The sequence below is a fragment of the Pseudomonas sp. F3-2 genome, assembly GCF_038804275.1.
Taxonomy (GTDB): Bacteria; Pseudomonadota; Gammaproteobacteria; order Pseudomonadales; family Pseudomonadaceae; genus Aquipseudomonas.
This window is the reverse complement of the sequence record NZ_CP152388.1, coordinates 1,444,629-1,466,838: the sequence shown is the minus strand read 5'-3', so window position 1 is coordinate 1,466,838 and position 22,210 is coordinate 1,444,629. Positions and strand designations below refer to the sequence as shown.

Genomic DNA, 22,210 nt, shown 5'->3' with positions numbered 1-22,210 from the left:
ATGCGCCGCCTATCTGGAGACCCTCATGGCCGAACACGATTTTCGCTACAGCATGCTCACCCCGCACCACACCCTGATCGAGTGCCGCAGTCTGGCGGTCGGGCGTTATCAAGTGACCGGCAACGGTGGTTCGATCAAACACGACGACGTGTTGCTGGTCACCGTCAAGGGCAGCAAAGACCTGTACATGCGCCTGAACGTGGAAAAAGTCCGCCACCTGATCAACCCGCCCGGCCAATGGGTGGCGGTGGCCAACGGCCCGGCGTTCACCGAGCTTGCGATTCATCAGTGGAAGGTCAACTGCAACGGCTGTGGCAAAGAGCAGGATATCGAGTTCATGGTCGACGGCAAGGACGGCAAGAAAGCCCTGAAGCCCGCCGCCACCGCGCGCATCGCGGAACTGGGCTGGAAAACCGTCGGTGAGAACCATCTCTGCCCGGCCTGCGCGAAAGCCGCCGCATGAAAGGCCTTCTGCTGACGTTGCTCGCCACCGCCCTGTTGACGGGCTGCGCGACGGACACCGATGCGCTCAAGCGCGATCATGGTTACGTGCTGGAGTGGATCGGCGAGCGTCCGCTGATCGATAACAGCCACCTGACCATGACCCTGGGCAAAGACGGCCGGGCGTATGGCAATGCCGGTTGCAATCACTGGTTCGCGTCCTATCAGCTGGACGGCGATGCCATCCACTTCGGCCCGGTCGGCAGCACGCGCAAGCTGTGCGCGCCCGCGCTGATGGAACAGGAACACCGATTCCTCGAAGCCATCGGCAAAGTCGAGCACTGGGATGTATCCGAGGTCGAACAGCTGCAGCTGTGGCCTGCGCAGGGTTTGCCCCTGAGGTTCTGGCCCGAAGAGGGTTGAACGCCCGAGCGCAGCAGCGCTCGCCCGCGATGGGCTGGTGATGGCCGCCGAACAGGTCTCAAGCAAATCGCCATCGCGGGCAGTGCGCGCTTACAAATGCGTGACCAGAGCTTCCTGAATCAACCCTTGCCTTTCAACTCCGCCAGTTTCTGCGCCACGCCCGCGGCGGTCTGCTCACCCATCAACTGCTCACGCACTTTGCCCTTGTCGTCGATGATATAGGTGACCGGCAGCGCTTCGCTTTTAGGCAGGTCGTACTGGTCGGCAGGGTCCTGCGCCAGTACGGTGAACCTGATGCCCAGCGCGTTACTGGCGCTTTTCAGGTCGTCGCCCTGAAGGTTGTCGAAATTCACGCCGAACACGCTGACCTTCTGCCCGTTCATCTGATCGGACAGCTTGTTCAGCTCGGGGATTTCGGTCCGGCACGGGCCACACCATTCGGCCCAGTAATTGACCACCAGCCAATGTTTGTCGACCCGCTCGCTGGCCACCTTCTGCCCGTTCTGATCGGTGCCCAGATCGACCCCGCAACCGCTGAGCAACACACTTCCCAAAAGCGCTATTGTCGCCGCCAACCGCCTTGCCATGATGCTTGTTCCTGTATGGAAAACCGACTCGGACTGCGCCCCAGTGGCGCGCGATATTGGTCTTTGTCGTCACGCCTGTAGAATAGCCGCCACCTCACGCTAGATGCGACCTGCAAATGACCGATCTGACGCTTTATCACAACCCACGCTGCTCCAAGTCACGTGGCGCGCTGGAATTGCTCGAAGCCCGAGGCCTTGCGCCGACCATCATCCGTTACCTGGAGACCCCGCCGGACGCCGCGCAGCTGCGCGAACTGCTGGGCAAGCTGGGCATTGGCGCCCGCGCCTTGCTGCGCACCGGCGAGGACGAGTACAAGGCCCTGAACCTGGCCGACGCCAGCCTGAGCGACGAGCAACTGATCGCGGCCATGGCTGCTCACCCCAAGCTGATCGAACGCCCTGTTCTGGTCGCTGGCGACAAGGCCGTGATCGGCCGCCCACCGGAAAAAATCCTGGAGATCCTGCCGTGAGCGCGCCCTACATTCTGGTGCTGTTTTACAGCCGCAACGGCTCGACCAGCGAAATGGCCCGGCAGATCGCCCGGGGCATCGAGATGGGCGGGATGGAAGCCAGGCTGCGCACCGTGCCAGCGGTTTCCACCGAATGCGAGGCCGTGGCGCCGAGCATTCCGGACACCGGCGCACTGTACGCCACCCTCGACGACCTGAAGAACTGCTCGGGCCTGGCGCTGGGCAGCCCGACCCGTTTCGGCAACATGGCCGCGCCGCTCAAATACTTCCTCGACGGCACCAGCAACCTGTGGCTGACCGGGGCATTGGTGGGCAAACCGGCCAGCGTGTTCACCTCGACCGCCAGCCTGCACGGCGGCCAGGAAACCACGCTGATGTCGATGCTGCTGCCGTTGCTGCATCACGGCATGCTCATCACCGGCCTGCCGTACAGCGAAGCTGCCCTGATCGAAACCCAGGGTGGCGGCACGCCTTACGGCGCCAGCCATCACGCCGGGGCGGACGGCAAACGTCCACTGGATCAACACGAAACCACCCTGTGCCGCGTGCTCGGTCAGCGCCTGGCGAAAACCGCGCTGCTGCTGGATCCGTCGCGTGGCTAAAGCGCTCAAGGCCCTGCCCTCTCTGGAATGGCTCGAACCTCGGGTTCGCTGGAGCCGGGTGGCGGCCTTGTCGTGCTTTTTCGGGCTGATCGCGTTGCTGACGGCGTACTACCTGATCGTCGCCGACCTGCATGGCGCGCGGCCCTGGGTGATTCTTTCGATTGAACTGGTGCCGCTGCTGGTGCTCACACCGGGAATGATCAGCGGCAGCGCGCGCGGACATTCCTGGACGTGTTTCGGGGTGAACCTGTATTTCATCAAGGGCGCGCTGGCGGCCTACGATCCGAGCCGCATGGTGTTCGGCGTGCTGGAAATGCTGGCCAGTCTCGCGGTGTTCACCAGCGCCCTGCTGTATGTGCGCTGGCGGTATCAACTCAACCGCAAGCTCGCCGCCTTGTAGAAGCGCGCTTGCCCGCGATTACAGTGTGTCGGAGCCATCAACGATTTCAGGCGCACCGGCGTCGCGGGCAAGCGCGCCGCTACAGGGGTATGGCTCAAATTTCGTTTTGGAGAGGGCATGCAAGACTACAAATGGCTCAATGAATACTGCTTGAATCGCTTTGGATCCGCCGCCGCCCTTGAGGCGCATCTTCCCAGTCCCGCCACCCCCAGACGCCTCGAGGCGATCAGCAACGATCGCTACCTCTCGACGCTGGCCCTGCGCGTGTTTCGTGCCGGTCTGAAGCACAGTCTGGTGGACGCAAAATGGCCGGCTTTCGAGCAGGTATTCTTCGGCTTCGATCCGGAAAAAGTGGTGTTGATGGGCGCCGATCATCTTGAGCGGTTGATGCAGGATGCGCGGATCATTCGTCATCTGGGCAAGCTCAAGAGCGTGCCGCGCAATGCGCAGCTGATCCTCGATATCGCCCACGAATACGGCAGCTTCGGTCACTTCATCGCGCAGTGGCCTGTGACTGACATCGTCGGCCTGTGGCGCTACCTGGCCAAACACGGCAACCAGCTGGGCGGGCTGTCCGCGCCGCGCTTTCTGCGCATGGTCGGCAAGGACACGTTCATCCCGACCTACGACGTCGTCGCCGCGCTCAACGCGCAGAATATCGTCGACAAAGTGCCGAGCAGTCAGCGCGATCAGGCGGCAGTGCAAGCGGCGTTCAACGAATGGCATGAGCAGAGCGGCCGTCCCATGTGCCAGCTGTCGATGATGCTGGCGTACACGGTCAACCACTGATCTTTTTTCGCGTCGACCTGCCGGGCAGTGGCTGTAAGGAATCGGAGGTCGTATACAATATCCGCCACTCCGTCACTGCCGAGCCATCCGCGTGCCCTTCATTCTCCCAGACGCGCCTAATTTAGGCGTCGCCCCCTCGGCGTCCGAGGTCATCTCCCGATTCCTGCGCGAATCGATCATTTCTGGCCAGTTCGCCGAAGATGAGCCCATTCGCCAGGATGACATTGCCCGCGTGTTCAACGTCAGCAAGATCCCGGTGCGTGAAGCGCTCAAACGGCTCGAGGCAGAAGGCCTGGTGCAGTTTCAGCGGAACAAGGGCGCGGTGGTCACACGGATTTCCGAACCTGAGCTGGCGCAGATTTTCGAGGTGCGCGTGCTGCTCGAGGTGCAGGCCATTCGACTGGCTGTGCCAAGGTTGACTCAGGCTCAGATCGAACGGGCGACGGCAATCTGCGACGAGTTCGTCGGCGATGACGATATCGGTCGCTGGGCCGAGCTCAACTGGGCCTTTCACACGTGTCTGTATGAAGCGGCGCAACGGCCGTTTCTGCTGAACATGATTCGCTCGATTCACGACAAGGTCGAACGCTACCTGCGCGTGCAGATGAGCTTTGAAGAGGGCAAGGAGCGCGCCGATCGCGAGCACCGCGACATCCTCAAGGCCTGTGCCGATCGTGATGTCGACAAAGCCGCCGAATTGATCGAACACCACATCATCGGCGTCTGCCGAGCGCTTTACGCCCACCTGCCCAACGCCGCGATTTCCGAAATCTGACGGCATGCCGGCTGTGCCGATTTCGTCATTCTCAAGGACGAAATCGGTCAAGACCCCGAGGCGCTTTGACGCCAATCTGAAGACCGATCATGCGAGCGATTGCAGTGCGTGCAGAGTCGTGCGTCTGACATACCGCAATCGCGAGCAAGCTCACTCCCGCAGGAGTGCGCGTCTGCCCACCGCTACCGCCAATCTTCTCCACCTTGGGGTGAATTCATGAAGCGCATCCAGATCCTTGATTCCCACACCGGCGGCGAGCCGACACGGCTGGTGCTGGACGGTTTTCCCGACCTGGGTGTCGGCAGCATGGCGCAACGGCGGCAGTTGCTCGCCGATGAATTCGATGACTGGCGCGCCGCGACCGTGCTGGAACCGCGCGGCAGCGATGTGCTGGTGGGTGCGCTGCTGTGCAAACCGGTGGACCCGCAAGCCTGCGCTGGGGTGATTTTCTTCAACAACACCGGCTATCTGGGGATGTGTGGCCACGGCACCATTGGCCTGGTGGTGTCGCTGGCGCATCTGGGCAAAATCGGTCCCGGCGTCCACCGCATCGAAACACCGGTCGGCACGGTTCAGGCGACGCTGCACGAAGACCGTTCGGTAAGCGTCGACAACGTGCCGTCCTATCGCTACCGGAAAAGCTTCATCGTCGATGTGCCGGGGCTGGGCAACGTCACCGGCGACATCGCCTGGGGCGGCAACTGGTTCTTCCTGATCGCCGATCACGGCCTGAGCGTGACGGGCGACAACCTGGACGCCCTCACCGATTACACCTGGAAAGTCCGTCAGGCGCTGGAGAGCCAGGGCATTCGCGGCGAAGACGGCGGCGTCATCGACCACATCGAGCTGTTCGCCGACGACGATCACGCCGACAGCCGCAATTTCGTTCTCTGCCCCGGCAAAGCCTACGATCGCTCGCCGTGTGGCACCGGCACCAGCGCCAAACTGGCGTGTCTGGCGGCCGACGGCAAGCTGCAACCCGGCGGGATCTGGCAGCAGGCCAGCGTCATCGGCAGCCAGTTCGAGGGCAGTTTCGCGTGGCAGCACGGGGAGCGGCAACTGGGCGACCGCATCGTGCCGACCATTCGTGGCCGCGCCTACATCAGTGCCGAAGCCACCTTGTTGCTGGACGACGAAGACCCGTTCGCCTGGGGTATCCGCGCTTGATCGACCGTCAGGCGATGCAGGGCAACGTGGCCGACGTGATCATCGTCGGCGGCGGCATCATCGGGGCTGCGTGCGCCGACGAACTGGCCAGCCATGGCCTGCGGGTGCTGGTGCTGGACTGCCAGCGCCCGGCCGCGACCGCTGCGGGGATGGGCCACCTTGTGGTGCTGGATCACAGCCCGGCGGAGCTGGCGCTGGGTGAGTATTCGGTGCGGGCGTGGCGGGAACTGGCACCGCAGCTTCCCGACGACTGCGCCATGCGCAACAACGGCACGCTGTGGCTGGCGTGCAATGAAGAAGAAATGGCCGAGGCCGAACGCAAGCATCTGGCGCTCAACGCGTATGGGCTGACCTGTGAGCTCATGTCCGGGGGGCAACTGGCGGCGGTCGAGCCGTCTCTGCGGTCCGGGCTGTCTGGCGCTCTGCGGGTCAAGGGCGACGGCATTCTGTACGCCCCCAATGCGGCGCGCTGGCTGTTGCAGCGTCGACCTGAACAGGTGCGCCAGCAGCGCGCTGAAGTCATCGAAGTGCAGGGCCATCGCGTCCGTCTGAAAACCGGCGAGTGGTTGCACGCCACGGCGGTCGTACTCGCCAACGGTATCTATGCCCGCGACCTGTGCGCCGACCTGCCGCTTCAGGCCAAGAAAGGCCATTTGCTGATCACCGATCGTTACCCGGCGCAGATCACGCACACGCTGGTCGAGCTGGGTTATGTCACGAGTGCGCACAAAGGCAACGGGCCTTCCGTGGCGTTCAACGTGCAGCAGCGGCCGACAGGGCAACTGTTCGTGGGCTCCTCGCGTCAGTTCGACAATCACGATCCCGAGGTCGATGCCGCGATGCTGGGACGGATGCTGCGCCGGGCGATGGAGTTTCTGCCTGACCTTGGCCAGATGAACGGCATTCGCAGCTGGACCGGTTTTCGTTCGGCCAGCCCCGACGGCCAGCCGCTGGTGGGCGAGCACCCTTTGCAGCCTGGCTTGTGGCTGGCGGTGGGACACGAGGGGCTTGGCGTGACCACCGCCCCAGGCACCGCGAGGCTGCTCGCCGCGCAGCTGCTGGGTCTGCCGACTCCCCCCTCGCTGCAGGCGCACCTGGACGCGTACCTGCCGCAACGTTTTATCGGAGCCCACGCCCATGCCTGAATTGATCATCGACGGCCAGCCCCTGCGCGTCGCCCAAGGCACCACCGTTGCCGCAGCGCTGATGTCCGCGGGTGACCGCTGCAGTCGCACGTCGGTCAGCGGCCAGCGTCGGGCGCCGCTGTGCGGCATGGGCATCTGCCAGGAATGCCGGGTCAACGTCGACGGTCTGCGCCGACTGGCCTGCCAGACGCTGTGCCGCGACGGGATGCACGTGGAGACGCGACCGTGAGCCGGCCTGTCGATCTGCTGATCATCGGCGCGGGCCCTGCTGGCATGGCCGCAGCCCTGGCCGCGGCGCCCAGCGGCATCAACATTGCGTTGCTGGACGACAACCCCGTGCCAGGCGGACAGATCTGGCGTGACGGCCCGCAGGCGCAACTGCCCGGGCTGGCCAGTGACATGCGCGCGCAACTGGCCCGTCATCCCAACATTCATCTGCACAGCGCCTGCAAGGTCGTCGCCCTCGCCGGCCACAAACGGCTGCTGCTCGAAGACCCTGAACGGGGCTGGCTGCTGAGCTACCACAAGCTGATTCTGTGCACCGGCGCGCGTGAGCGGCTTTTGCCGTTTCCCGGCTGGACGCTGCCCGGTGTGACCGGCGCCGGCGGCCTGCAAGCTCTGATTAAAGGCGGCCTGTCGGTAGAAGGTGAGCGCGTGGTGGTCGCAGGCACCGGGCCGCTGCTGCTCGCGTCGGCCGCAACCGCCAGAAAGAACGGCGCAAGGATCGTGCGCGTCGCCGAGCAAGCCGGGCCAGGTGCGGTCGGCCGGTTTGCAATGGGGCTTTGGCAATGGCCGAACAAAGCGATTCAGGCGCTGACGTTGTTCAGCGGCGCTTACCGGACAGCGGCCCATGTTGTCGAGGCGCTGGGCTCGGACCGACTTGAAGCGGTGCGAATCCAGATGGGTGAGCGCGTCGAGGAAGTCGCTTGCGAACGGCTGGCCTGCGGGTTCAGTCTGGTGCCGAACGTCGAGGTCGCCAAGGCCCTGGGCTGTGAGGTGCGGGATCAGGCGATCGTGGTGGACGACTGGCAGGCGAGCACGCTGACCGATCATTACGCGGCCGGGGAATGCACCGGTTTCGGCGGCAGCGAACTGGCGCTGGTCGAGGGCCGGATTGCCGGGCTCGTGGCGATCGACCGTCAGGACCAGGCGCGTGCGCTGTGGCCTCAGCGTCAACGCTGGCAGCGGTTTGCCGACCGGTTGAACCGTGCGTTTGCCCTCGATCCGGCCTTGAAGCGACTGGCCGCGCCGGACACGCTGGTGTGCCGCTGTGAGGATGTGGCCTACGCGAGCCTCGTCGAGCATGGCACCTGGAGCGCTGCGAAACTCAACACCCGCTGCGGCATGGGCGCCTGTCAGGGCCGCATCTGCTCGACCGCCGCGCAAACCCTGTTTGGCTGGGAGCCACCGGTGTTGCGCCCACCGTTCAGTCCGGCTCGCATCGCGACGCTGGCGTGCCTGGACGAAGCGGAACCTGCGGCCTGACGGCCGGTGAGGTCCGTCCTGCTTATTGCCGCTTTCTAAGCAGCGCCACATTGCCGCATGATCGACCCTGCCCATCCGTCCGGCCGCCCTGATGATGAACATGATTGACCTGCTGCCTGCCTCGCCCCTGCGCGACCTCGATCAATTGCTGACCAGTCTGGAACTGGTTGCGCCGTTGTTCGATGCAATTCCCGGCGTGGTGTTTTTCATCAAGGACGCCAATGCGCGTTATGCGCTGGTCAACCAGACGCTGGTGCAACGGTGCGGTTGCAGAGAGAAGCAGCAGATCGTCGGGCTGACCGCCGAGCAGGTTTTCCCGGCGCGGTTCGGCCCGCTGTACACCGCGCAGGATCGGCGGGTTCTGGCCGATGGCAGACAGCTGAGTGATCAGCTCGAGCTGCACCTCTATTACGGCAATCAGCCGATCTGGTGCCTGACCCACAAGATTGCCTTGCGCGACCATCAAGGGGCGATCATTGGTCTGGCCGGAATATCCCGGGATTTACAGACCCTGCAAACCACACACCCGGCGTATCAGAAGCTGGTCGAAGTCGATGCTTATATTCGCCAGCATTTCGCGCGCTCCATCACCCTTGAGGAACTGACCGCCATCGCCGGGCTGTCGATTGCCCAGCTGGAGCGCCACTGCAAGCGCATTTTCCAGCTCACGCCGCGCCAGATGATTCACAAAGCGCGACTGGGCGAAGCGTCGCGGCTGTTGCGCGAGGACCTGTCGATCACCGAGGTTGCCTTGCGTTGCGGGTACACCGATCACAGCGCGTTCAGCCGGCAATTCAAGGCGTTGACGGGCGTGTCGCCCAGTCAGTATCGGGATGCGCAGCAGCAGAACTGATACCGCGCTCACCAACGTGCATCTATGAAGCACTGCGTGGTTTTTTGCTCCTTTATGTAACACCTCTGGTGCCCCGGCAGGCCCCTGCCCTGTCGGCAGGCCGCCCATCCAAAGCCCTGCAGCACGTGATGGCAAATCGGGCACGCACCGTGCATATGAAATATCGTATACGAAATTACTTATCCGGCCGTTCCATTACTTGCATCCACCGAGGCTTCTATGAAAAAGCATGCTGTTGCCGTAGCCCTCCTCGCTGTAATGAGTTCCTCTTTCATCAATACTGCCTTTGCCGACAAGCTCGATGACATCATCGACTCCGGCAAATTGCGCTGCGCCGTGACCCTGGACTTCCCGCCCATGGGTTCGCGCGATGACAAGAACAACCCGGTCGGATTTGACGTCGATTACTGCAACGATCTGGCGAAGGTGCTCGGGGTCACCGCCGAAGTGGTGGAAACGCCGTTTCCGGACCGGATTCCGGCCTTGGTCTCGGGACGCGCCGACGTCATCGTCGCTTCGACGTCCGACACGCTGGAGCGGGCAAAAACCGTGGCGATGACCATTCCCTATTTCGCCTTTCAGATGGTCGTCCTGACCCGCGACAACACCGGCATCGGCAAATACGACGACCTCAAGGGCAAGAACGTCGGCAACACCAGCGGCACCTATGAAGCCATCGCGCTGGAAAAAGACCAGAAGGCCTGGGGCAGCGGCAGTTTCCGCGCCTACCAGACGCAGAACGACACGATCCTGGCCGTCGCTCAAGGCCACATCGACGCGACCGTGGTCACCAACACCGTCGCCGCCGCCACGCTCAAATCCGGGAAATACAAAGGCCTGAAAGTCGCGGGCAACGCGCCATACGTCATCGATTACGTGTCTCTGGCAGCCAAGCGCAACGAATACGGGCTGATCCATTACCTCAATTTGTTCGTCAACCAACAGGTGCGCACCGGCCGTTATGACGAGCTGTGGAAGAAGTGGGTCGGTGACGAAATCAAGCCGGCCAACCTGACCGTGCCGGGGGTTTATTACTGAGCGTGGAGTTGACATCCCCCTGTAGGAGCGTGGCTTGTCCCGCGACCTGCCGGAAACCGGCAGCAAATTCAGCGCATGCGTGGGGCCTGATACACCGCATGCGCAGGGTTACGACGACTACGTCGCCGCTCGCGGGACAAGCCACGCTCCTACAAGGGATCGCATCTGGTTTGACTACCTCATTCAGGAGCCCACGATGTCTGAAGTTTCGTTAAACGGCCGTTGTCTGGTCGCAGGCGCTGCCCAGGGCGAGCTGTTGTACGCCGATGTCGGCCTGAGCTTCTGGGGCGGGGTCGAGCCGTTCACCGGCGAAGTGATCGATCGCCATCACCCGTTGAGCGGCCAGATCATCACCGGACGGGTGCTGGCGATACCGAGCGGACGCGGTTCGTGCACCGGCAGCAGCGTGTTGCTGGAGCTGATCCTCAACGGTCACGCGCCTGCAGCACTGGTCTTCGAGCGGGTCGAAGACATTCTGACCCTCGGCGTGCTCGTCGCCGAGCAACTGTTCGGCCACTCGATTCCGGTCATCAGCCTGGGCGAGGCAGGGTTCGCCGCATTACGCCCAGTGAAATTCCTGCGCGTCGACGGCGCCCGTGTCACGGCATTCGACAGCGCCCCGCCTGCACTGCCCGCTCAGTCGCCACGCCAGGCGAGTCGCGTCAGCCAGACCATCAATCTGAGCGAGATGGATCAGAGTTTTCTCGACGGCACCTATGGCAAAGCCGCACAAGTGGCAATGGGCATCATCCTGCGCATGGCCGAGCTGCAAGGGGCGACAGAACTGCTGGACATCACCCAGGCGCACATCGACGGCTGCATCTACACAGGCCCGGCGAGTCTGCGTTTCGCACGGCAACTGGTCGAATGGGGCGCCAAAGTGCGCGTGCCGACCACCTTGAATTCGATCTCGGTAGACAAGCGTCGCTGGCGCGAGCTGGGGGTCGATCCGGCGCTCGGCGAACCCGCCAGTCAACTGGGTGACGCGTATCTGGACATGGGCGCCCGCGTCAGTTTTACCTGCGCGCCCTATCTGCTGGACAGCGCGCCAGAGCTGGGCGACCAGATCGTCTGGGCCGAATCCAATGCGGTGGTCTACGCCAACAGCGTGATCGGCGCGCGCACCCTCAAGTACCCGGACTACCTCGACATCTGCATCGCCCTGACCGGCCGCGCGCCAAACATCGGCTGCCACCTGACGCAGCAACGCCTGGCTGCCCTGCGCATCGACATTCCTGCGCTCGACCGGCTGGACGACAGTTTCTACCCACTGCTGGGCTATCACATCGGCCTGCTCTGCGGTGCCGAAATCCCGGTGGTCTGCGGCCTGGAGCACAAAGGCCCGACCCTGGATGACCTCAAGGCCTTCGGTGCCGCGTTCGCCACCACGTCGGCTGCGCCCATGTTTCACATCGCCGCCGTCACGCCTGAAGCCACCACCGTCGAACTCGCCCTGGGCGGACACCCTCCCGCCCGAACGCTGAGCGTCAGCGAAACCGATTTACTGCACAGCTGGCGCGAACTGAACAGCGCGCAGAGCCCGGAGGTCGACGCGGTGACGCTGGGTAATCCGCACTTTTCCCTGAGCGAATGCGCAAGCCTGGCAGAACTGTGCCAAGGCAAACGCAAGCACGAGCGCGTCGCCATCGTCATCACCTGCGGTCGCGCCACGCTGGAGCGCGCGCAACAGGCCGGGTACGTCGCCACGCTGGAAGACTTCGGCGTGCAATTCGTCACCGACACCTGCTGGTGCATGCTCGCCGAACCGGTCATCCCGCCGACCGCCCGAACGCTGATGACCAATTCGGGCAAATATGCCCACTACGCACCCGGTCTGGTGGGCCGCCGCGTGCATTTCGCCAGCCTTGCCGAGTGCGTCGAAAGCGCCTGCACCGGCGTCGCCAGCGGCCTCCTGCCAGCCTGGCTGCACGCGGCGGCCCGTGCGGAGGCTGCCGCGAATGTTTGACTACAACTTCCATTGGCGAGCGGCTTTCAAGGCCCTGCCGGACATGCTCGATGGCGCCTGGGTGACGTTCCAGACCGCCGCCCTGTCGATGATCCTCGGGGTCATCATCGCGCTGTTTCTGGTGTTCATGCGTCAGGGCAAGAACCCTGTGTTCCGCGGCTTCGCAGCCACCTGGATCTCCATCGCGCGCAACACGCCCTCGCTGTTTCAGGTGTACATCCTGTATTTCGGCCTTGGCTCGTTCGGTTTGCATGTGAGCTCATGGGTCGCCCTGCTGGCCGGCATCACTTTGAATAACGCCGGCTATCTCGCGGAGAATTTTCGCGGCGGCCTCAAGGCGGTGCCTGACACTCAACTGCGCGCCGCCCGCTCGCTGGGCATGAGCGCGCCGCAGGCCTATCGGCTGATCGTCATTCCGCAGTTGCTGCGCATCGTCTTCTACCCCCTGACCAACCAGATGGTCTGGGCGGTGCTGATGACCTCGATGGGCGTGATCGTGGGCCTGAACAACGACCTCACCGGCGTGACGCAGGATTACAACGTCAAGACCTTCCGCACCTTCGAATTCTTCGCCATCGCGGCGGTGCTCTATTACCTGATCGCCAAGTTGATCGTGGCCGTGGCGCGGCTGCTGTCCTGGCGCCTGTTCCGGTACTGAGGAGTCGAGCATGTTCAATAGCACGTTCAGCTGGAACGATCTTCAATTCATGCTTCAAGGCGCCTGGGTGACGATCCTGCTGACGGTCGTCTCGATGATCATCGGCACCCTGGCGGGCGTGGTCTGCGGCATGGCCCGCGCGCTGCTGCCACGCAGCACCATCCCGCTGGCCTGGTTGCTGGATGTGTTTCGCAGCGTGCCGCTGCTGATTCAGTTCGTCCTGTTCAATGCGCTGAAAAGCATCGCGGGCCTGAACTGGAGCGCGTTCGCCGTGGCCTGCGTCGTGCTGGGGCTGTATGTCACTGCGTATTGCACGGAGATCGTGCGCAGCGGCGTGTTGTCGGTTCCACTCAGCCTGCGCCGCGCCAGCCGCTCGCTGGGTCTCACGTACTGGCAGGACCTGCGCCGGATCGTCATGCCGATGGCGACCCGCGTCGCCTTCCCCGGCTGGGTGAGTCTGCTGCTCTCAGTCATGAAAGACACCGCGCTGGTGATGTGGATCGGCATCGTCGAACTGCTCCGCGCCTCGCAGACCATCGTCACGCGCATTCAGGAGCCGCTGCTGGTGCTGTGCATCGCAGGCCTCATTTACTACGTCATGAGTCTGGTGATCGCCCGTCTGGGTGCCCGGCTGGAAACAAGGTGGCAGGAAAATGATTGAGATCGACAACGTACACAAATCATTCGGCGAGCTTGAAGTCATCAAGGGCGTGAGTCTGCAGGTGAACAAGGGCGAAGTGGTGTCGATCATCGGCGGGTCGGGCTCGGGCAAGTCGACGCTGCTGATGTGCATCAATGGCCTGGAATCGATCAAGAGCGGCAGCATTCGCGTGGACGGCACGGAAGTGCATGCCAAGGGCACCGACATCAACAAGCTGCGGCAGAAGATCGGCATCGTCTTCCAGCAGTGGAACGCGTTCCCGCACCTGACGGTGCTCGAGAACGTCATGCTGGCGCCACGCACGGTGCTGGGTAAAAGCAAAGCCGAGGCCGAAGCGCTGGCGGTCCGGCAACTGACCCATGTGGGGCTGGGCGACAAGCTCAAGGTATTCCCCGGCAAGCTCTCGGGCGGGCAGCAACAGCGCATGGCGATTGCCCGCGCGCTGGCGATGTCGCCGGACTACATGCTGTTTGACGAGGCGACTTCGGCGCTCGACCCGCAGTTGGTGGGCGAGGTCCTGGACACCATGCGCATGCTTGCCGAGGACGGCATGACGATGATTCTGGTGACCCACGAAATCCGCTTCGCGCGGGACGTGTCCGACCGCGTGGCGTTTTTCCGCAACGGCCTGGTGCATGAAATCGGCACGCCGGACCAGGTCATTGGCAACCCGCAGCGGCCGGAAACGGCGGACTTTCTGCGGTCGATCAATTAAGCGATCTGAAGGCTGAGGGTCAGTCCATGGATGCACCGGATGTACCGGCGTCTTCCCGGCTGAAGCCGGTCCTACAGACGCTGCGAGCTTTGCGTAGGACCGGCTTTAGCCGGGAAAGCGTCGGGTGTTTCGCCGCTGATCGAAGCGGGGCGTCATAGACAGCTGGCTTACTCCCACAGATTGTGCAGTGGCGTCAGGTAATACGAGTCCAACAGGAGGGTTTTGCGAAATGCGCTCATCGAAAGTGATTCATGTGGTCAGTTGTCACGCCGAGGGCGAGGTCGGTGATGTGATCGTCGGCGGGGTCGCGCCGCCACCCGGGGACACGATCTGGGAACAGTCGCGCTGGATCGAGCAGGACAACGTGCTGCGCAACTTCATGCTCAATGAGCCGCGCGGCGGCGTGTTCCGCCACGTCAACCTGTTGGTGCCGCCTAAGAACCCCAAGGCGCAGATGGGCTGGATCATCATGGAACCTGCCGACGTGCCGCCGATGTCCGGCTCCAACTCGCTGTGCGTGGCAACGGTGCTGCTGGACAGCGGCATTCTGCCCATGACCGAGCCGCAAACCCGCCTGATTCTCGAAGCGCCCGGCGGACTGATCGAAGCCATCGCGCAATGCCGCGACGGCAAGGTGCAGAGCGTCGAGGTGCACAACCATCCGTCCTTCGCCGATCAACTGGACGTGTGGATCGAGGTGCCCGGCCTGGGTTCGGTGCAGGTCGACACGGCTTACGGCGGTGACAGTTTCGCCATCGTCGACTCAGTGAAACTGGGTTTTTCGCTCACGGCCGACGAGGCGAAGGACCTCGTGGAAACGGGCCTCAAGATCACCCAGGCGGCCAACGAGCAACTGGGCTTCACCCACCCGCTGAACAAGGACTGGAACCACATTTCGTTCTGTCAGATCGCGGCCCCGGTGAATTACGCAGCCGGCGTCGCCAATGCCGCGAACGCGGTGGTGATCCGTCCCGGCAAGATCGACCGTTCACCGTGCGGCACCGGCTGTTCGGCGCGTCTGGCGGTGTTGCACGCCAAGGGACAGTTGAAGGTCGGTGACCGGTTCATCGGGCGCTCGATCATCGGCTCGGAGTTTCACTGCAAGATCCAGAGCGAAACCGAAATCGCCGGCCGCAAGGCCATTGTGCCCAGCCTCTCGGGCCGCGCCTGGATCACCGGGACGCACCAGCACATGCTCGACCCAAGCGACCCGTGGCCAGAGGGGTACAAGTTGACCGATACCTGGCCGGTCGGCCTGAAGCTGTGATTTGAAGCAAGACGCAATACCTGTAGGAGCGCGCTTGCCCGCGATGCGTCGGATCAGACGCTTTGAGGGTGACTGATTCACCGCATCGCGGGCAAGCGCGCTCCTACAGTCGATTCGCAAAGCACATCAAACCGGGCGAAATTCGTCCAAACCAAAACGTATACGAAATACCTTAATGCACAAAAGGAGTCACTCATGAGTCAGTCCGTATCCTGGAGCGGTGTTTTTCCCGCGGTCACCACACAATTCAACGAAGACTTTTCCCTCAACCTGGAGGCTACACACAAGGTCATTTCCAATCTGGTCCGCGACGGCGTGTCAGGTCTGGTGATCTGCGGGACCGTGGGCGAGAACACCTCTTTGAGCGTGTCCGAAAAAATCAGTCTGGTGGAGGCGGCCAAGGACGCCTCGGCCGGTCGAGTGCCGGTGATTTCCGGGATCGCCGAATTCACCAGCGCCAACGCCAGTGCTGTCGCCAAAGACGTACAGAAAGCCGGTGCCGACGGGATCATGCTGATGCCCGCGCTGGTGTATTCGTCAAAACCGTTTGAAACCGCTGCGCATTTTCGCACCGTGGCCGCCGCCACCGACTTGCCGATGATGGTGTACAACAACCCGCCCATCTACAAAAACGACGTCACCCCGGACATCCTGATTTCGCTGGCCGACTGCGACAACATTGTCTGCTTCAAGGACTCGTCGGGTAACACCAACCGCTTCATCGACGTGCGCAACGAGGTGGGCGACCGCTTCGTGCTGTTCGCAGGGCTCGATGACGTACTGGTCGAAAGCGTGGCGGTGGGCGCGGTGGGCTGGGTGTCGGGCATGTCCAATGCCTTCCCGAAAGAAGGCGAAACCCTGTTCCGCCTGGCCAAGGCAGGACGCTTCGCCGAAGCGATGGCCCTGTATGAATGGTTCATGCCGCTGCTGCACCTGGATGCGCGTCCGGATCTGGTGCAGTGCATCAAGCTGTGCGAAGCGATCATGGAACGCGGCAGCGCCCTCACCCGCCCTCCGCGTCTGGCGTTGCCGGACAGCGACCGGGCGTACGTCGAAGGGCTGATGAAGACCGCGCTGGCGAACAAGCCGGTGTTGCCGGATGTGGGGCTTTGACGAACCTGCTGAACGACACTTGACCATTGTAGGCGTGAGCTCGCTCGCGATTGCCATTCGTCAGACACTGTTTTATCTCTGACCTACCGCAATCGGAGCAAGCTCACGCCCACAGGATTCCGTGCGTTGCTTTAAATATTCACCACATTCACAAACCGCGACGCGGCGGTTTCGTCGATCTTCAGGCTGGTGAAATCGAACAGATTGCGGTCGGCCAGTTGCGACGGCACCACGTTCTGCAGGCTGCGGAAGATCATTTCGGAGCGGCCCGGCGTCTTGCGGTCCCACTCCTGAAGCATGTCCTTGACCACCTGACGCTGCAGGTTTTCCTGCGAGCCGCACAGGTTGCAAGGAATGATCGGGAACTGCTTCATGTCCGAATACGCCTGAATGTCCTTCTCGGCGCAGTACGCCAGCGGCCGGATCACCACGTTGCGGCCATCGTCGGCGCGCAGCTTGGGCGGCATGGCCTTGAGGGTGCCGTTGAAAAACATGTTCAGGAAGAACGTTTCGACGATGTCGTCACGGTGGTGACCGAGCGCCATCTTGGTCGCACCGATTTCGTCGGCGAAGGTGTACAGCGTGCCGCGACGCAGGCGTGAGCACAGCGAGCAAGTGGTCTTGCCTTCCGGAATCAGCTCCTTGACCACCGAGTACGTGTCTTTCTCGACGATGTGGTATTCGACGCCCAGCTCTTTCAGGTAGGCCGGCAGCACGTGCTCCGGAAAGCCCGGCTGTTTCTGGTCCATGTTCACGGCAACGATGTCGAACTTGATCGGCGCGACCTTCTGCAGATGCAGCAGCACGTCGAGCATGGTGTAGCTGTCCTTGCCGCCGGACAGGCAGACCATCACCTTGTCGCCCTCTTCAATCATGTTGAAATCGGCAACTGCCTCGCCTGCAAGCCGACGCAGACGCTTCTGCAGTTTGTTCTGATTGACTGAAAGGGTGCCCATGGCGCTGATATCCGCTCGCTGTGACTCTGGAAAAGGACGGCATTTTACGCATAAACGCTGGGGCTGGTAATGCCTGTTGGTCCCTTGAACACTGCCCGGGTTCTGCGTAATCACGTGGATGCCGTCCAGGTACAAATCACCAACGGCTATTAACAGCGTTCTTGAATGCTCGAAACACTCTAACGCCTGCGGTTTTCATAGCTTTCAGCTTTCTATACTGCCAGTGAGGTCGCCGCCGTTTCCCTTGCCAGAGCGTGACCTTGCCCTGACTGCATCAGGTTGTCAGGTGCGACGGTTCCCTCATGAGGAGTAGCGGGCATGATTCATCACGTTTTGGGGCTGTTCACGCACCCCGATCAGGAATGGCAACAAATACGTGGCGAAAAAGAAGAAAGCATCGGCCACATGTACCTCACGCATACATTGATCCTCGCGGCGATCCCGGCCGTTTCGGCGTACATCGGCACCACGCAGGTCGGCTGGGTCATCGGCGGACGCACACCCGTCATGCTCACCAGCGACAGTGCGATATGGATGACGATCATGTCGTACATCGCCATGCTGGCGGGCGTCGCCGTAATGGGTGGGTTCATTCACTGGATGGCACGAACCTACGACGCCAGCCCTAGCCTCGCACGTTGCGTGGCGTTTGCGACCTACACCGCCACACCGCTTTTCATCGGCGGACTGGCGGCGCTCTACCCGCACATGTGGCTGGGAATGATGGTCGGGGTGGCGGCGGTCTGTTACACGGTTTATCTGTTGTACGTCGGGCTGCCGGTGTTCATGGGCATCGACCCGGACGAAGGCTTCATGTTTTCCAGCTCCGTGCTGGCGGTGGGGCTGGTGGTGCTGGTGGCGATCATGGCATTCACGGTGGTGCTGTGGGGCATCGGGGTCGGGCCTGAATACACGAATTGAGGCCTGTCGGTCATCGATCCAGCGACCGTACGCAAAACCTGCAGGAGTGAACTTGCTCGCGATTGCGGTCTGCCAGACACAAGGACTTCTCTGACAGATAGCAATCGCGAGCACGCTCACTCCTACACGGCTCGGCGGTGAATTCATGACCATTCGGCAGCTCAGGTTTTCGGCAGGGACGCGCTTTGCGGCATACTCGCCTCCTCTGGAGACCGATGAAGCATGCTCGAGCAACTCAATACCCGCGTCGAATCCTGTTACCAACAAGCCGAAGACTTCTTCAAACGCCCTTTCAAACGCCCTGTCGTCAGCCTCAAATTAAGGGGCCAGAAGGCCGGTGTCGCGCATCTGCACGAAAACATGCTGCGCTTCAATCCGCAGTTGTACCGCGAAAACAGTGAAGATTTCCTGCGTCAGACCGTGGCCCATGAAGTCGCGCACCTAGTCGCCCATCAACTGTTCGGCGACACCATCGCGCCTCACGGCGAAGAGTGGCAACTGATCATGCGTGGCGTGTACGAGCTGCCGCCCAACCGCTGCCACACCTATGAAATCCAGCGTCGCAGCGTGACCCGCTACATCTACCGTTGCCCGTGCCCGGAAAGCGATTTCCCGTTTTCCGTGCAGCGGCACAAGCTGGTGCGCAAAGGTCGGCGTTATCTGTGCCGCCGGTGTCGGGAAATCCTAGTGTTCAGCGGCGAGACGCGGGTCGAGTAATCCTCCTCTTCTCTCCAGTCCTCACCGGCCCTTTCGTGAGCAAGCTCACTCCCACAGGGGATCGAGGCATACTTGAACGTGTGGGAGCGAGCTTGCTCGCGAAGAGGCCGGTGGCTGCGCCACACCTGTCAGCCAATGACCCCGCTTGCACGCATGGCGCTGATTTGCTCCTGATCAAACCCCGCCTCCGCCAGCACCTGTTCGCTGTGCGCACCCACTGACACACCGATATGCCGGGGCGGTGCGAGGCCTTCGGAAAACTTCAGCGGGCACGCCATCTGTGGCTGAGCGCTGCCATCGCTCCTCGGCACCAGCGTGACCACCTGCCGGGCTTGCAACTGTGGATGGTCCACCGCCTCCGAGAAGCTCAGCACCGGCTCGACGCATGCATCAATCGCTGCGAAACAGGTCGTAAGTTCGGCAAAACTGCGCCGTTCGAACTCAATCTGCAACGCCTGCTTGAGCGCCATCTGCCGGGCATGGTCCGGTGAAAGTCCCGACTGCGCCAATTCGGGTCGCCCCAAAGCCTCGCACAGCGCATCCATGAACACAGGCTCCAAACTGCCGACCGCGAACCAGCGCCCGTCACGGCTGCGGTAGTAGTCATAGAAGCTGCCGCCGTTGAGCATCTGGTCTTCCCGGCGCGGCTCGACGCCCGCCGCCAGGGCACCGGCGCCAGCCAGGGCATTCAGGCTGAAAGCGCAGTCGGTCATGCTGACATCGACGTACTGCCCTCTCCCGGTCTCGTTGCGCGCCACCACGGCTGCCAGCAAGCCGATCACGCCGTGCAGCGAACCGCCCGCCACATCGGCGACCTGCACGCCCAATGGAAACGGGCCGCTGTCCTTGCGACCGGTGTGGCTGGCAAGTCCCGACAGCGCCAGATAGTTGATGTCATGCCCGGCACGGTCGCGATAAGGGCCGGTCTGGCCGTAGCCGGTGATTGCCACGTAGATCAGCTTCGGATTGATCGCCTGCAGCGCCTGATAACCGATGCCCAGACGCTCCATCACGCCGGGCCGGAACTGCTCCAGCACGATGTCGTAATCCGCGACCAGTCGTTTGACGACCTCGATCGCCTGCGGCTGTTTGAGATCCAGCGCCAGGCTGCGCTTGTTGCGGTTGAGATACGCGTGGCTGGCGGACACGCCCTGGTCATGGGGCGGCAGCGTGCGCAGAAGGTCTGGCCGGGTCGGCGATTCGATGCGCAACACGTCGGCACCCATATCGGCCAGCAACAACGAAGCAAAAGGGCCGGGCAGCAGCGTGGAAAAATCGAGGACTTTGAGCGAAGACAACGGACCTTGCATGCGGGCGCTTCCCTGGACATCAGTGATGAGGAACAGCGTAGGTCGGGGTGTTCGGCGGGGCAATGACCCGATCCATCATCAAGACTTGCAGGCGGCCTCGGAGGTTGTGAGCCAATTGTCTTTATAGCCCCTCGATCTACGGCGTAATACCCGAAGCCTTCCCGGCTAAAGCCGGTCCTACGGACGCTGCAAGCTTTTCGTAGGACCGGCTTTAGCCGGGAACAAACCGGTGCATGCGCAGGACATTCGGCGCGGAGCTGAGGCTTCGCGAGCAAGCCCACACCCAAAGGTACTGTTTCCCGACTTACAGCCAATAAAAAACCCGCCCGGGTTTCCCTCGGGCGGGTTTTTCACATCAGCCAGACGCTAAGCGATCAAGAGCGCCCTACCGTGGCAGAACCTTCAGCCACGCCCAGGTCGTCCTCTGGACGGGTTTCTTCGATGGCGCGACCGCCGCTGGCCAGTTCAGCCTGCATTTGCGGCACGTCCAGTTCCTTCACCCACTTGGCCACGACCAGAGTCGCGACTGCGTTACCGACCAGGTTGGTCAGTGCACGGGCTTCGGACATGAAGCGGTCGATACCCAGGATCAGCGCCAGACCCGCCACCGGCAGGTGACCGACGGCAGACAGGGTCGCCGCCAGTACGATGAAGCCCGAACCGGTCACGCCCGCTGCGCCTTTGGAAGACAGCAGCAGCACCAGCAGCAAGGTGATCTGATGGGTGATGTCCATGTGGGTGTTGGTCGCTTGCGCGATGAACACGGCCGCCATGGTCAGGTAGATCGACGTGCCGTCCAGGTTGAACGAGTAGCCGGTCGGGATCACCAGACCCACGACGGATTTCTTCGCGCCCAGACGCTCCATCTTGATCAGCATGCGTGGCAGAGCCGATTCAGAGGAAGAGGTCCCCAGCACGATCAGCAGTTCTTCACGGATGTACTTGATCAGCTTGAGGATGCTGAAACCGTGCGCACGGGCGATGCTGCCCAGCACCAGCAGGACGAACAGCAGGCAGGTGATGTAGAAGCACAGCATCAGCTGACCCAACTGCACCAGCGAGCTGACGCCGTAAGCGCCGATGGTGAAGGCCATCGCGCCCAGCGCACCCAGTGGGGCCAGCTTCATGATCATGTTGATGATGTTGAACATCACGTGAGCGAAGCGATCGATGAAGTCCAGGATCGGCTTGCCGTACGAACCCAGGCGATGCAGCGCGAAGCCGAAGATGACCGAGAACATCAGCACTTGCAGGATGTCACCGTTGGCGAAGGCACCGACGATGGTGTTCGGGATCACGTTCAGAATGAAACCGATCACGCTCTGGTCTTTACCGGCCGTGACGTAGGCGGCAACTTTGGAAGCATCGAGGGTCGAAACGTCGATGTTCATGCCGGCGCCCGGCTGAACCACGTTGACCACGATCAGGCCGATGATCAGCGAGATGGTCGACACGATTTCGAAGTAGAGCAGCGCGTAACCGCCGGTCTTGCCCACGGATTTCATGCTCTGCATGCCAGCGATACCGCTGACCACGGTGCAGAAAATGATGGGGGCGATGACCATTTTGATCAGTTTGATGAACCCGTCACCCAAGGGTTTGAGCGTAACGGCAGTGTCGGGATACCAGTGACCGAGTGCGATACCGATGATGATTGCAACGATCACCTGGGCATACAGGGATTTGTAGATTGGCTGACGAGTCGTCATTGCAGTTTCCTCAAGAGCATCGTTTGCAGCATTCCAGATGCA

The 22,210-nt window shown here is 62.2% G+C and carries 25 protein-coding genes; 21 read left to right on the top strand and 4 right to left on the bottom strand.

Annotated elements, in window-relative coordinates:
- Positions 1–25: 25 nt before the first annotated feature.
- Entirely contained in the window at positions 26–463 is a 438-nt protein-coding gene (locus tag AAGQ88_RS06710) for a hypothetical protein (protein ID WP_285425135.1), read from the top strand.
- Positions 460–864 (top strand): META domain-containing protein, encoded by a 405-nt coding sequence (locus tag AAGQ88_RS06705; protein WP_342654795.1) that lies wholly within the window; start codon positions 460–462, stop codon positions 862–864. Before AAGQ88_RS06710 ends, AAGQ88_RS06705 begins: the two co-directional genes overlap by 4 nt.
- Before the next feature lie 119 nt (positions 865–983).
- On the opposite strand, the gene AAGQ88_RS06700 is transcribed toward AAGQ88_RS06705, so the two are convergent.
- Positions 984–1,451 carry a TlpA disulfide reductase family protein gene (locus tag AAGQ88_RS06700; protein ID WP_285425137.1) on the bottom strand — a complete coding sequence of 156 codons (468 nt, stop codon included), beginning with the start codon at positions 1,449–1,451 and terminating at the stop codon, positions 984–986.
- Between the two features lie 116 nt (positions 1,452–1,567).
- Here AAGQ88_RS06700 and arsC point away from each other — a divergent pair, with 116 nt between their 5' ends.
- The 17 genes from arsC to AAGQ88_RS06615 all read left to right on the top strand — a co-directional run bounded on the left by arsC (position 1,568) and on the right by AAGQ88_RS06615 (position 16,555).
- Complete coding sequence (arsC, locus tag AAGQ88_RS06695; RefSeq protein ID WP_093460832.1) at positions 1,568–1,921, top strand: arsenate reductase (glutaredoxin); 354 nt, start codon at positions 1,568–1,570, stop codon at positions 1,919–1,921.
- The gene (gene wrbA / locus AAGQ88_RS06690; protein ID WP_342654794.1) at positions 1,918–2,523 is read left to right on the top strand and encodes an NAD(P)H:quinone oxidoreductase; all 606 of its coding nucleotides are present in this window, start codon (positions 1,918–1,920) and stop codon (positions 2,521–2,523) included. The genes arsC and wrbA overlap by 4 nt, the downstream gene beginning before the upstream one ends.
- Entirely contained in the window at positions 2,516–2,923 is a 408-nt protein-coding gene (locus AAGQ88_RS06685) for a DUF2069 domain-containing protein (RefSeq protein ID WP_285425139.1), read from the top strand. Before wrbA ends, AAGQ88_RS06685 begins: the two co-directional genes overlap by 8 nt.
- A gap of 117 nt (positions 2,924–3,040) precedes the next feature.
- Complete coding sequence (locus AAGQ88_RS06680; protein WP_342654793.1) at positions 3,041–3,712, top strand: DNA-3-methyladenine glycosylase I; 672 nt, start codon at positions 3,041–3,043, stop codon at positions 3,710–3,712.
- Positions 3,713–3,812: 100 nt separating this feature from the next.
- Positions 3,813–4,487: a GntR family transcriptional regulator gene (locus tag AAGQ88_RS06675; RefSeq protein WP_342655753.1), complete on the top strand. Its 675-nt coding sequence runs from the start codon at positions 3,813–3,815 to the stop codon at positions 4,485–4,487.
- A 216-nt stretch (positions 4,488–4,703) separates the two neighbouring features.
- The gene (locus AAGQ88_RS06670; RefSeq protein WP_342654792.1) at positions 4,704–5,654 is read left to right on the top strand and encodes a 4-hydroxyproline epimerase; all 951 of its coding nucleotides are present in this window, start codon (positions 4,704–4,706) and stop codon (positions 5,652–5,654) included.
- A 14-nt stretch (positions 5,655–5,668) separates the two neighbouring features.
- Positions 5,669–6,799, top strand: coding sequence for an FAD-binding oxidoreductase (locus tag AAGQ88_RS06665; protein ID WP_342655752.1), 1,131 nt, complete (start codon positions 5,669–5,671; stop codon positions 6,797–6,799).
- Positions 6,792–7,028 (top strand): (2Fe-2S)-binding protein, encoded by a 237-nt coding sequence (locus AAGQ88_RS06660; RefSeq protein ID WP_093460854.1) that lies wholly within the window; start codon positions 6,792–6,794, stop codon positions 7,026–7,028. Before AAGQ88_RS06665 ends, AAGQ88_RS06660 begins: the two co-directional genes overlap by 8 nt.
- Positions 7,025–8,284 (top strand): FAD/NAD(P)-binding oxidoreductase, encoded by a 1,260-nt coding sequence (locus AAGQ88_RS06655; protein ID WP_342654791.1) that lies wholly within the window; start codon positions 7,025–7,027, stop codon positions 8,282–8,284. The genes AAGQ88_RS06660 and AAGQ88_RS06655 overlap by 4 nt, the downstream gene beginning before the upstream one ends.
- Positions 8,285–8,384: 100 nt before the next feature.
- Positions 8,385–9,137, top strand: a complete 753-nt coding sequence (locus tag AAGQ88_RS06650) for an AraC family transcriptional regulator (protein WP_342654790.1) — start codon at positions 8,385–8,387, stop codon at positions 9,135–9,137.
- 258 nt (positions 9,138–9,395) lie between these two features.
- Positions 9,396–10,175: a transporter substrate-binding domain-containing protein gene (locus tag AAGQ88_RS06645; protein ID WP_342654789.1), complete on the top strand. Its 780-nt coding sequence runs from the start codon at positions 9,396–9,398 to the stop codon at positions 10,173–10,175.
- Positions 10,176–10,371: 196 nt separating this feature from the next.
- Positions 10,372–12,141 carry an aconitase X gene (locus tag AAGQ88_RS06640; protein ID WP_342654788.1) on the top strand — a complete coding sequence of 590 codons (1,770 nt, stop codon included), beginning with the start codon at positions 10,372–10,374 and terminating at the stop codon, positions 12,139–12,141.
- Positions 12,134–12,799, top strand: a complete 666-nt coding sequence (locus AAGQ88_RS06635; RefSeq protein ID WP_285425147.1) for an amino acid ABC transporter permease — start codon at positions 12,134–12,136, stop codon at positions 12,797–12,799. Before AAGQ88_RS06640 ends, AAGQ88_RS06635 begins: the two co-directional genes overlap by 8 nt.
- A 10-nt stretch (positions 12,800–12,809) precedes the next feature.
- A complete protein-coding gene (locus tag AAGQ88_RS06630; RefSeq protein ID WP_342654787.1) occupies positions 12,810–13,460 on the top strand; it encodes an amino acid ABC transporter permease in 651 nt (216 codons plus the stop codon).
- Positions 13,453–14,175 carry an amino acid ABC transporter ATP-binding protein gene (locus AAGQ88_RS06625; RefSeq protein WP_093460872.1) on the top strand — a complete coding sequence of 241 codons (723 nt, stop codon included), beginning with the start codon at positions 13,453–13,455 and terminating at the stop codon, positions 14,173–14,175. Before AAGQ88_RS06630 ends, AAGQ88_RS06625 begins: the two co-directional genes overlap by 8 nt.
- Before the next feature lie 229 nt (positions 14,176–14,404).
- Positions 14,405–15,442 carry a proline racemase family protein gene (locus AAGQ88_RS06620; RefSeq protein ID WP_342654786.1) on the top strand — a complete coding sequence of 346 codons (1,038 nt, stop codon included), beginning with the start codon at positions 14,405–14,407 and terminating at the stop codon, positions 15,440–15,442.
- 195 nt (positions 15,443–15,637) lie between these two features.
- Entirely contained in the window at positions 15,638–16,555 is a 918-nt protein-coding gene (locus AAGQ88_RS06615) for a dihydrodipicolinate synthase family protein (protein WP_093460878.1), read from the top strand.
- A 131-nt stretch (positions 16,556–16,686) separates the two neighbouring features.
- Here the strand turns inward: AAGQ88_RS06615 and ttcA are convergent, their stop codons facing one another.
- A complete protein-coding gene (gene ttcA / locus AAGQ88_RS06610) occupies positions 16,687–17,511 on the bottom strand; it encodes a tRNA 2-thiocytidine(32) synthetase TtcA (RefSeq protein WP_093460881.1) in 825 nt (274 codons plus the stop codon).
- 318 nt (positions 17,512–17,829) lie between these two features.
- On the opposite strand from ttcA, the gene AAGQ88_RS06605 reads away from it, so the two are divergent.
- Together AAGQ88_RS06605 and AAGQ88_RS06600 are read left to right on the top strand one after the other, a co-directional pair.
- Positions 17,830–18,432, top strand: coding sequence for a Yip1 family protein (locus AAGQ88_RS06605; RefSeq protein WP_093460885.1), 603 nt, complete (start codon positions 17,830–17,832; stop codon positions 18,430–18,432).
- Positions 18,433–18,654: 222 nt separating this feature from the next.
- Complete coding sequence (locus tag AAGQ88_RS06600) at positions 18,655–19,149, top strand: SprT family zinc-dependent metalloprotease (RefSeq protein ID WP_285425149.1); 495 nt, start codon at positions 18,655–18,657, stop codon at positions 19,147–19,149.
- Positions 19,150–19,277: 128 nt separating this feature from the next.
- Here AAGQ88_RS06600 and AAGQ88_RS06595 read toward each other — a convergent pair whose 3' ends face one another.
- Together AAGQ88_RS06595 and AAGQ88_RS06590 are read right to left on the bottom strand one after the other, a co-directional pair.
- Complete coding sequence (locus tag AAGQ88_RS06595; protein WP_342654785.1) at positions 19,278–20,459, bottom strand: CaiB/BaiF CoA-transferase family protein; 1,182 nt, start codon at positions 20,457–20,459, stop codon at positions 19,278–19,280.
- Positions 20,460–20,833: 374 nt separating this feature from the next.
- Entirely contained in the window at positions 20,834–22,168 is a 1,335-nt protein-coding gene (locus AAGQ88_RS06590; RefSeq protein ID WP_093460893.1) for a dicarboxylate/amino acid:cation symporter, read from the bottom strand.
- Between the last annotated feature and the right edge of the window lie 42 nt (positions 22,169–22,210).